Source organism: bacterium, assembly GCA_037143175.1.
In the GTDB taxonomy this organism is placed as follows: domain Bacteria; phylum Verrucomicrobiota; class Kiritimatiellia; order CAIKKV01; family CAITUY01; genus JAABPW01.
Window position 1 is genome coordinate 1 of record JBAWZF010000075.1, and the last position, 10,517, is coordinate 10,517.

Below are 10,517 nucleotides of genomic sequence, written 5' to 3' on the forward strand. Positions count from 1 at the left end.
ATGGGGGTAAGGGGGAATTCTGCCCGCGTTTAGCCACTATGGGATGCTAGTGTTTCGGTGTCTATCTCACTGCGGAAAAGCGGGTTAATCGAACAAACGAACAGCGAATTACTTCCTTTGAACTAAGTGATGAACTGAGGCAGTCGTCAGATGATTTGACCCGGATGGTGCGTACCTACGTTGCTACGGGGGATCCCATATTTAAACAGCGCTATCTGGAAATTCTGGCGATACGTGATGGCAAATCGCCGCGTCCAATCAACTACAAAAATGTCTATTGGGATTTGGTTCTGAACGATGGTGCTCGGCCGCGTTCGTTTGGGCAAACTATTTCGATGCTGGAATTGATGCGGCAGGCCGGATTTACTGCCGAAGAATTCAAGCACCTACAGTCCGCCAAGGCAGCTTCAGATTGGCTCACAGGTACCGAACTCAAGGCCATGGCACTCGCCGAATCCACGACACCACCAACAGACGCTAATCGCAACATGGCGAGCCAGAGGCTTTATGACACTGACTATCACCAAGCCAAGTGTAACATCATGCGGCCGATCGGTGAATTTGTCGATATGGTAGATCAGCGTACGCTCGCTACGGTTGATGATGCCAAGCTCAATCTAGGGCGTACACGGTTGGTTTTTATCGTTCTCGGGGTTACATTGGTTTTCATGCTGGCGCGAACACTGTACCTGATCAAAGCCGAAAAGAATGAGAAGGAACAAGGCGAAACATCACTGAAGAGTTCCGAAGACGCCCTGCGCAAGAGTGAACAGCGCTTTCGCCAGATGTTCGAGAACAACGCGGCAGTTCTGTTGCTGATCGAGCCTGATTCCGGCGCCATCGTCGACGCCAACCCAGCAGCTGCCAGCTTCTATGGCTACAGCGTCGAGAAAATACGGGCCATGCGCCTTGACCAGATCAATACATTGACGCCATCGGAAATCGCGGCTGAGATGGCACACGCTGTGCTACAGAAGCGCGATTACTTCATCTTTATGCACCGTCTGGCCAGTGGCGACATTCGGACTGTCGAAGTTCGCTCAACGCCGCTCCACGTCAATGAGCAGACCTTGCTTTTCTCCATTGTCAGCGACGTCACAGACCTTCATAGAGCGCAGCAAGTACTCCAGAAGAACGAGCGGCTGCTGCGTGAATCGCAGAAGGCCGCCCGGATCGGAAGCTACATCAATACGCTTGAAGCGGGGACGTTTGAGAGCACAAGCGTCCTTGATGAAATCTTCGGAATCACCAAGAACTACCCGCACACCAACGAAGGCTGGGTGAAGTTCATGCATCCGGATTTCATGCAGGCGATGCACGATGCGCTTTTGGACTCGATCAACAACAAGAAACCGTTTGATGCCGAATACAAGATCATTCGGCCAAGCGATGGCGCCGAGCGCTGGATGCATGGTCTCGGACAAATTACCTATGACGACAAGGGCAAAGCTATCAGCCTGATCGGCACAGTGCAGGATATCACCGAGCGCAAGCGGACAGAGGAAGATCTTAAACGGCAGGCGGCCCTTATTAATTCCATGCTGGATTCAGATCCTGACATCGTCTTTTTCAAGAATACCGAGGGGGTTTACCTGGGCTGCAACCCCGCCTTCGTCGAGTTCGTGGGGCGGCCAAAGAACGAGATTGTCGGGAAAACAGACCACGATCTGTTTGACAGGCAGGTTGCCGATACGTTCCGGGAAAATGACCGTCAGATGCTGGCGGAGCGCAAGCCCCGGCACAACGAGGAATGGGTCACCTATCCCAGTGGCCGGAAAGCATTGCTGGACACCCTCAAGACGCACTATTGGGGCCCGTACGGAGACCTCATCGGCGTGCTCGGTATCAGTCGCGATATCACTGAGCGCAAGCAGGCGGAGGCCGCGTTGGAAAGAAGCCGTGATCTACTCACCAACCTCGCCCAGTTGGTGCCCGGTGTTGTTTACCAATACCGGTTATATCCGGACGGACGTTCCGTATTTCCCTATTCGAGCCCGGGGATGAATGACATCTATGAAGTGACCCCTGAAGCCGTCATGGAAGATGCCACCCCGGTTTTTGGGCGATTGCATCCTGAGGACTACGCCAAGGTGGCCGAGGCCATTCAGGAATCGGCCCGCACTTTAAAGCAGTTTCATTGCGTATTCAGGGTCATCCTTCCGCGGCAAGGACTGCGCTGGCGCTGGTCCGAGGCGCGGCCGGAGCGGGTGGAGGATGGCAGCACCCTTTGGCACGGCACGATTCAAGACATTACCGACCAAAAGCTTGCGGAAGAATTGCAGGTTAAACTCCAGGATCAGTTAAATCAGGCCCAGAAGATGGAATCGGTGGGCCGCCTGGCCGGGGGCGTTGCGCACGACTTCAACAACCTGCTCATGTGTACCATGGGATACGCCCAACTGTGCCTGGACCGTCTTCCTGGGGATCATCCCGTCCGCGGCTACCTGAACGCGATCGTCTCAACTTCACAGCGCTCGGCCGATCTCACCCGGCAATTGCTGGCCTTCGCCCGTAAGCAGACCATTGAGCCCAAGGTCCTGGACCTGAACGACGCCATGGCAGGCATGCTCAAACTGCTGTGCCGCCTGATCGGCGAGGATATCAACCTGATCTTAATGCCGGGCGCGGGGTTGTGGCCAGTCAAACTTGACCCGTCTCAGATTGATCAGATCCTGGCGAACCTGTGCGTCAACGCCCGGGACGCGATCGCCGGAGTCGGTAAAGTCACCCTCGCGACTGCCAATGTCATGATCGATCAAGCCTTCTGCGCCAATCATGCGGGGTTTGTTCCCGGCGCGTATGTGCTGCTGACGGTTAGCGACGATGGCTGCGGGATGGATGAGGCTGTCCTTGCGAACATCTTCGAACCGTTTTTCACCACCAAGGACGTCGACAAGGGGACCGGTCTTGGGCTGGCCACGGTATACGGCATCGTCAAACAGAACGGTGGGTTCATCTATGTCGATAGCGAACCGGGCAAAGGCACAACCTTCAAGATCTACGTGCCGCGGTTCGTAGGGGATGCCCCGAAAGCTGCTGCCGCAAGCACAGGGGAAGTGCCCCGCGGTCGCGGAGAGACAGTGCTCATGGTAGAGGACGAAAAATCGCTTCGCGAGACGTGCGAGTTGTTTCTGGAAGCACTCGGGTACAAGGTCCTGGTGGCGGATACGCCGACAGCCGCTCTGGGCATGGCGGCTCAACACAAACACGACATCCATCTATTGTTCACCGATGTGATCATGCCTGGCATGAACGGACTGGAACTGGCGGAGAAGCTTCAGGCGGTCAAGCCGGGACTCAAAGTCCTGTTCATGTCCGGCTACACGGCTGATGTAATCTTCAACCGGAAAGTGCCGGACGAGGGACTGCACTACATCCAAAAACCCTTTTCACGCGATAATCTGGCCCGCAAGGTGCGTGAAGTGCTGGGATAAGCCAAGGCTGCCTGCTCCAAGGAACCCGTGGGGAGTATCTCATGTGGAAATAGTTCCACGGGATGTTCGTAGAGCCTACACGAAAAGGTGACTTTCCTCATTTCCGGAGTTTGAATTGTATACCCGAAACGGCACACTCAAATGGCATTTTCTGGCTCCTTTTTCCGGCAACAGGGCAGGTCTGGAATCCGAAGTTTGAAAATAGTGCCTTGTCCCAGCTGACTTTTCACCTCAAAAGCACCGCCGGAGAGAATCAGTCGCTGCTTAATGCTGTGCAACCCAAACCCATTCCGGGAATCATTCTCAACCAGAACCGCCTCAGGGTTAAAACCGACTCCATCATCCGACACGGTCACCTCAATCCAGTCAGGATGCGGGCGAGTCAGGGCCACACAGGCCGTTAGGACACCTGAATGTTTGACGACATTCAGGAGCATCTCCCGCACGGAGTGAAAGGCCAGAACCCGGGCGGTCTCGGATGACGGCTCCGCCTCTGGCGGTGCTTCTACGGTGACCTGAAGGCGGTGGTCTTCGAATTTCTTATGGCATAACCATTTCAGCCCACTGATTAGTCCCTGCTGGAGAATCACCGGACTGAGATCACTCGTCAGAGACCGCGAAACGGCCAGCACCTGTTTCAATAATTCTGACGCGCGCGTAAGATCCGCTAAGGCGGACTCCCGCATGCCCTGGGTCGTGGATAATCCGCTTTCGACGAAGAACCTGGCCCCAATCACCAGCTGCTGAAGGTCATCATGTAAAATGTGGGCCAGTCGCTTCCGCTCATGTTCCTCCGCGCAAACCAAGGCGGCGGCTAGCGACTGGGTTTGTTCGGCAAAACGGGCAAGTTCGTTCAAGTGCTTTGTCCGTTCTTCATCGAACTGTTTTCGTTCGGTAATGTCCACCATCACACCCTGTAGGATAAAGGCGCGTCCTTCATCGTCCCGGATGATTCGCCCCGCATCATGCAGCCACACCACATGTCCATCGTTTGCGAGCATGCGGTACTCAATATCCAATGGCTTACCGGATCGATGACACTCTGCGACCTGCAGCATCACGCGATCCCGATCAGCAGGATGCAGGTGGGTGTGCCAGATATCAGGGCTCTGAATGCATTGTTTTGCCTTCAACCCCAGAATGGACTCAATCTGAGGGCTGATGTAAAGGGTGGTAAATGTTTCATCGACCGCCTCGGTATACACGATGGCGGGAATCTGTTCCACAATCGCACGGTTTTTCGATTCGCTTTCAGTACACGCCTTGATCTGGACGTTCAGTTTCTGCCTCATCACGTCCAGTGATCCCGCAAGGGCCTGGAGTTCGAATATTCCGGCAGGGACTAATGTCGTCTCCAGATCCCCCTCAGTGATGCGGTGAACATCGCGGGTGAATTGCGCAATGGGTGCGGTGAGTGACCGCGCCAGAAGCCAGCTTAATATGATTGCGAGGATGACAATAACAAGACTGACGGCAGTCGATACAAAAAGAGTATGACGTACAATATCCTCAAGTTTGCCAAGCTGGATGCTGGCACCAAAAATGTGAATACGCCCTAGTTCGTCCCGTTCAGGAATCAACACCATGCGTCCTTCACCCCATTTATTATGAAATGCGGAATAAACGGGTTTCAACAGGCCGAGTGCTGGGGCAAATGCCGCTTGATCCGTATGCGCTTCCAGAAACGTCGCACAATCGGACGAAGGATTATTCAGATCTGAGTGCGTGGCGGAAGTGAATTCAACCAGCCCATTCTTAACAACCACGCTCCAAATGTATTGAATTCCCAATTTCCGGCACAATGCGTCATTATCTGCCACAATGCGGGAATAATCCTCATTTTGTGGCCAGTCCTTCCCGGGCAGGTGGGCGTGGTATTGCCGCATGAAATTGGCGCGTGCGCACTCTGCCGCAGTGAAGAGTTTGGCATCAGCCTCCCCGATGATCGCATTCCTGTGGACCTTCAGCAGAATGGCCGTGTAGCTAACGGCACAAGTCAGAATGAGAAGAACCATCACCCCGAAGAGTCTATGCTGCAAGGAGTGTTGATTCATGGGCAAGCGCCCGAACCACATCTTAGAGGCATTGTAAAGCGTCGTCGGAAAAACTCGATGCATAATTCCCCTTACCAGATAAGTAGCCCTAATTCTAATAAACGCATAATGGAGTTATCCTGATCCGGTGACAACAATAAAAATAGTTTTGCAACAGGCTGATTGCGCGAAAACTCGGATAGGGGTGAATTTCTTTTTGTTAAATGAGTCCCGGGTTGGTTGTCCGCAGTAGTCTGGGTGACGTTCCAAAATCCCAAATCCCCTTACGGCACCACATTGACCCGATAAAAGGGATTAGTCTCCCCTGCATAATTTGGATCGGCATATTGCAAGAACTCATCCCTATGAGTCGCCTGTAAACTCTGCTGGTTACTCTCCACCTCATCAGACGCATTTGCCCACGCCTGTTGTAAATCAGATCTCGTCATGACCTGATAACTGACATTGGATTTTGCCAGCCAAGAGATTGGGAACTCTTTGCTCCCATCTCCCATGAACGCGACGTCAGGTTGGATATTCCCGGACAACCATAATTTAATTTTGGAAAGGTCAAACGGTTTGGCAAAGATTTTGACACCCATGCGAATAGTTTTTAGAAGATCCGAGTCGCTCCAATCGCCCGACATCATTCCAATTTTCTGACACTTGCACCCTTTGCGCTTCAATTCTTTAATAAATTTAAACCCGTTCACCAAAGGCATATGTATATCTGTCAGGATAACATCAGGGCATCCATTTTTGAATATCATGCAGGGACATGTCTGCGAACAATATGCGGGACAGATTTCGGGATTAATGTAGGAATCAACTTTGTGTCCCCACTTTTTGAATGCCCCTTGCAGCATCGATAAAACAAACACATCATCATCTATCAACAGAATATTCACAGGAAGTCCTCCTTCACTGAGATGAGCATGTCATTAGGCGAGGAACTTACAATCGGGGAGAATCTGATAATGGTATAGGCAATCCCTGATAACAGCATAGGGAAAACCGGATACGCACAGACCAGAACCAAGAATAATTAAACATTGTGACCGCATGCGGCGGGAAGACATCCAGAACACGACTAGGTAAAAGGTTGCATGACTTCATTAATACTGTCGAATCATAACCCGAGAAATTCACAAAATATTGCACCGTACAATGTTCCAGACCACCGCAGACCACTTCCAATGGCCGCTTCCCTTCTGGATTCAGATCAAGATAAAACCGGCGGGCCTCCGCCACATCTGGTGAAAAGAAAGCGGGAGAGACCCTTTGTTCCGAAATGAAAGGCTTTTGCGATTTAATAGAATTAAGTCAATAATATCCATCAACAGGCCAACAATAGCCATTCTGACCCAATTTAGAGATGTTATACTGAATTGAGAAGACCATTCTATACAGAATGGCACAAACACAAACAGGGAGACCATAGATAAAAGAAATTGAACGACACATTGAAAAAGATGCCCCTCTTAAAAAGGATGACCTGATCGCCACGCCGATCAACCTGGGCTCCAGCGAACTGGTCTCCATCAACACGCTGGTCAGCAAGGTCGAGAAGATCGCCGCCGTGAAGATGAAACGCCACTATGATCTCGAAGCCCCCCGGGGAGTGGCCGGGCGCAACTCCGACAACACCTTCATCAAGAAGATGCTGAAATGGGAGCCGAGCACCTCGCTCGACAAGGGTCTGGCAGCCACCTACACATGGATCAAGGGTCAGCACGAGAAGTGCAAAAAGGGTGAGCGTGTGGGCGTCGGCTGATTGCGGAGCTCACAATATGAGAGCATCCAATCCCATGAAGCAGGCCCTGGGGGAGATCCCCAACCGCCTGCAGTTGGCGGGCGGCTGGATTGACCAGCCGTTCATCTCGCGCCACAACCCGAAGCCACCCGGCTCTATGGTGGCGGTACAGATTGAGCCTGATTTCCGCCCGATGGACCGTTCCGGTAACGCGTTGCGCCACCAGAGCAACTGGGCGGTATCATCCACGGCGAACGGTGTTTAAGTCCGAGTTTTATAAACCTCACCGTTGCTATAATGCCGGACACGGCAACGCGTTAAGGAGGTTGAATATATTTGCGCACACTCCCCATTGTCCCTCCGGGGGGTTGACCGGCATCACGGGGCATCCAGAGTCCTTGACAGGCAAATGTGGCGTCGAGCTGAAAAATCGCTTTGGACATAACGCGCTCTTGCGGAACATGTTGCATCTAGACATGTTTGCTGGTTCATGGTATTTTATTCGCCATGAATACAATCCTCGCTGACACTATTCGAGTCCGGTTTTTCGCGCCTGTTCTTTTGGCTCTCTCTCAAAGTTGCAATCGGAGACATTGCCCTGAATTCACTGATGAGCAATTTATTGAGTCCGGAATTAGGTGCGTCATTGGCATTGCTCAAAGCGGGCGCGATTGGGTCCAGCGGATGTAGATGTGGATGAATAGTCGGCTCTCGGTGTCTAATTTCTTTCAGTCTCTTAAGAGTTCTCGCCGTCTGCAACTACTCCGTGAAGTTTCTGAAAATGTTCGGCAACAGGTTGATGTAAATGTGCCGGAAAAACTCGACCCATTGGGCCAACATCCTGAACTTAAAGGCTTTGCGATCTATGCCTCTGACGGGCATTACGAACAGCCGGGTTCCCATACATGCGCAGAAAATGAAAAGAGCGAAGCGGTTGGCTATTTTTTCTCACTTAACCTTCGAAGTCACAGTCTCACATTACTCGACATCGCCCGTCCCATTCGTAAACGCGAAAACGACATAACGGCACTCAAGTGGCTTGGCTCAACGCAGTTACTCATGAATGAGCCAAAAGGAGTAAAAGTGATTCACGTGTACGATCCGGCCGTTATTGACTATGCCCAATGGAGACGATGGAAAGCCAAAGGCGTCTACATCATCAGTCGAGAGAAAGTGAACTCCATGGCTGAGGTGATCGGAAACAACCCGTGGGATCGTTGCGATCCTCGTAATCTCGGAGTGCTGGCAGATGATCTCGTTGGGGTTTTCTGTGGGGTCATGCTCCGCCGGGTCACCTACTGCGATCCCGCTACAGGGAAAGTGTATACCTACATGACCAGCGAGATGACCTTGCCGCCGGGGCTGATCGCTTTCCTCTACAAACTGCGCTGGGATGTCGAAAAAGTCTTCGACGAAAAGAAAAACAAATTGAACCAGAAAAAAGCCTGGGCCTGCAGTCAGCCACCTCCTATAACGACGGCCTAACGCTCCTGCGGCCTCTCATGCAGGATTTAGATTCTCGCGCCGAACCCTTAATCTCCCGGCCAGGAATACCGCAGGGTCCAGTTCGACTTTTCGCCCTCGCGCCAGCATCGACTGATCTTCATCTCCGGGCTCGCGACCTGGTCAGAGGCGTAGAGCACCAGGTGGTCCAGCGGCCGGTCGAGCTGAAGCGCCAGGCGTCCGCCACCCAGGGCCGGATCCAGGTGCAGCACCACGGGGCCCCGTTCACCCCACAGGTTTGTCACCGAGGCCAGGCTCTCCGTCGCGTCCGTGAAATAGTGGACTCCGTGCTCATCCCTTCGCATCGTCGGCGTGTCGGTCAATCCCCAACCCCGCGATGAGTGCGGTCCCAGGCACTGAACCTCCGGCTGCCCGGGCAGCTCAAAGCCCGTGCAATTCGCCGCGCCATGCAGAAAAAACGGGTGTGCATACCAGCCCATCGGGTGGGCCCAGGGCATCTGCATCCGCAGGGTCGAGGACGAGGCCAGCCCTTCTTCCGACAGCCGTACGTCGCGAATCAGCTCATATTCGAATTCCGTCCCTCCGGTCACGACGCGGTCGCGGCATTGCATGCGCACATGACGCTCATCGCTCGACACCACCTGCCATGCCGCGGGAAGGGTTTCAGGTGCCACACCGCGCCCCTGCTTCCGGTAGCGGCCACTACCGATCCTCAGGTACTCTTCGCCCTCGAGCGCGTTCGTTGCGCCCAGGCAGACCTCGAATTCCTCGGGAAGTCCCTCGCCGTCAACCGGCGACCAGCCCGGCCTTGCGCGCCCTGTCAGAAGACGATCCGCATGCCATAGAGCCCTCACGTAGCCGCCGTTGCAGTAACGCATCCCGAGCGCGCTCGGCATTGCTCGCGGATCGAATACTTCGGCCTTCCATGGCCCCGCCTCAAGCACGAACGCCGGTAATCCCGCATCATTATTCATGATTCCCTTTCGCTGCCGTCCCGCAGGGGTTTTAAAGTCAAACGGAACGGTGACGCTTAACCTGCCACTCGGCAGACATGAAGAAACGACACCCGTTCAGTCCGGCAGGGTTTTCGTACACGATAGTGAAGCAGGTTTGCAACCAGAATTCGCCGCCCTTGATGAAACGGCTGTCGGAACGGTTAGGAGCCGCGAGGGACAGACCTATAGATTAAATAAAATACAATAAAAGTGGATGCTGCTCCGTTATGTGTGACAGAGGCGACCAACAGTTGCCCTGAACGGAGGGAAAGCGCATGAGGTCAGCGAGAATAGTTGATAAGGGAGCGGCGTACTATCACATCGTCTCACGCGTGGTGGATCGGCAGATGGTGTTCGATGATTCCGTGGAGGATGCGTTTGGGCGGCATCGAACGCACTTTAGTGAGAAGCGAGAAGAGGGAGCCCGGCCAATGAAGGGTGCAGATTGGGGCGATCTGTTCGCGGCGCGGCAGTTGCGTGTGGACATATTCGGGGCACCGGTCCCACTGTAGAAGAGTTGATGATGAGTTGGTTGATCTCCAGATGATTCCGGCCGGCAATCCAAGCCCGCCGTCATCTGGAATTGTGCCAAGTGGATGGATCTGGTGTACTTGCTGCCAGTTAAACACCTGACGAGGTTCTTGTAATCGTAAAACTGGACAATCCAAAGACCTGAAGGTCCACTCAAGTGAACAATTCAAGTTTTGAGCGAGTCAAATTTCATAGGCTATTGTCTATTGTCTGCTGGTCTGTCCCTGCGCGACCTTTTTGATATTAAGGGAATCACTAGCATCCCATAGTGGCTAAACGCGGGCAGAATTCCCCCTTACCCCCATTG

Annotated in this window: 8 protein-coding genes; 5 read left to right on the forward strand and 3 right to left on the reverse strand. The window is 53.3% G+C overall.

Features of this window, described 5'->3' with window-relative positions:
- Positions 1-164: 164 nt before the first annotated feature.
- A complete protein-coding gene (locus tag WCI03_14330; GenBank protein ID MEI8141029.1) occupies positions 165-3,434 on the forward strand; it encodes a PAS domain S-box protein in 3,270 nt (1,089 codons plus the stop codon).
- 137 nt (positions 3,435-3,571) lie between these two features.
- Here WCI03_14330 and WCI03_14335 read toward each other — a convergent pair whose 3' ends face one another.
- Positions 3,572-5,551: a PAS domain-containing protein gene (locus tag WCI03_14335; protein MEI8141030.1), complete on the reverse strand. Its 1,980-nt coding sequence runs from the start codon at positions 5,549-5,551 to the stop codon at positions 3,572-3,574.
- A gap of 200 nt (positions 5,552-5,751) precedes the next feature.
- Positions 5,752-6,375, reverse strand: a complete 624-nt coding sequence (locus tag WCI03_14340) for a response regulator (protein MEI8141031.1) — start codon at positions 6,373-6,375, stop codon at positions 5,752-5,754.
- A gap of 671 nt (positions 6,376-7,046) precedes the next feature.
- Between WCI03_14340 and WCI03_14345 the strand changes: the two genes are divergently transcribed.
- The 3 genes from WCI03_14345 to WCI03_14355 all read left to right on the forward strand — a co-directional run bounded on the left by WCI03_14345 (position 7,047) and on the right by WCI03_14355 (position 8,705).
- Positions 7,047-7,241 (forward strand): hypothetical protein, encoded by a 195-nt coding sequence (locus tag WCI03_14345; protein MEI8141032.1) that lies wholly within the window; start codon positions 7,047-7,049, stop codon positions 7,239-7,241.
- A 16-nt stretch (positions 7,242-7,257) separates the two neighbouring features.
- Complete coding sequence (locus WCI03_14350; protein MEI8141033.1) at positions 7,258-7,485, forward strand: hypothetical protein; 228 nt, start codon at positions 7,258-7,260, stop codon at positions 7,483-7,485.
- Positions 7,486-8,279: 794 nt separating this feature from the next.
- A complete protein-coding gene (locus WCI03_14355; protein ID MEI8141034.1) occupies positions 8,280-8,705 on the forward strand; it encodes a transposase in 426 nt (141 codons plus the stop codon).
- 47 nt (positions 8,706-8,752) lie between these two features.
- Here the strand turns inward: WCI03_14355 and WCI03_14360 are convergent, their stop codons facing one another.
- The gene (locus WCI03_14360) at positions 8,753-9,658 is read right to left on the reverse strand and encodes a hypothetical protein (GenBank protein ID MEI8141035.1); all 906 of its coding nucleotides are present in this window, start codon (positions 9,656-9,658) and stop codon (positions 8,753-8,755) included.
- Positions 9,659-9,954: 296 nt separating this feature from the next.
- Here WCI03_14360 and WCI03_14365 point away from each other — a divergent pair, with 296 nt between their 5' ends.
- Positions 9,955-10,191 (forward strand): hypothetical protein, encoded by a 237-nt coding sequence (locus tag WCI03_14365; GenBank protein ID MEI8141036.1) that lies wholly within the window; start codon positions 9,955-9,957, stop codon positions 10,189-10,191.
- The last annotated feature ends 326 nt before the right edge of the window (positions 10,192-10,517 follow it).

Bases quoted from the DNA above. Each gene is read 5' to 3' on its own strand.
- WCI03_14330 (MEI8141029.1), top strand. From the start codon at position 165: ATGGTGCGTACCTACGTTGCTACGGGGGATCCCATATTTAAACAGCGC.
- WCI03_14335 (MEI8141030.1), bottom strand. From the start codon at position 5,551: ATGCATCGAGTTTTTCCGACGACGCTTTACAATGCCTCTAAGATGTGG.
- WCI03_14350 (MEI8141033.1), top strand. From the start codon at position 7,258: ATGAGAGCATCCAATCCCATGAAGCAGGCCCTGGGGGAGATCCCCAAC.
- WCI03_14355 (MEI8141034.1), top strand. From the start codon at position 8,280: ATGAATGAGCCAAAAGGAGTAAAAGTGATTCACGTGTACGATCCGGCC.
- WCI03_14360 (MEI8141035.1), bottom strand. From the start codon at position 9,658: ATGAATAATGATGCGGGATTACCGGCGTTCGTGCTTGAGGCGGGGCCA.
- WCI03_14365 (MEI8141036.1), top strand. From the start codon at position 9,955: ATGAGGTCAGCGAGAATAGTTGATAAGGGAGCGGCGTACTATCACATC.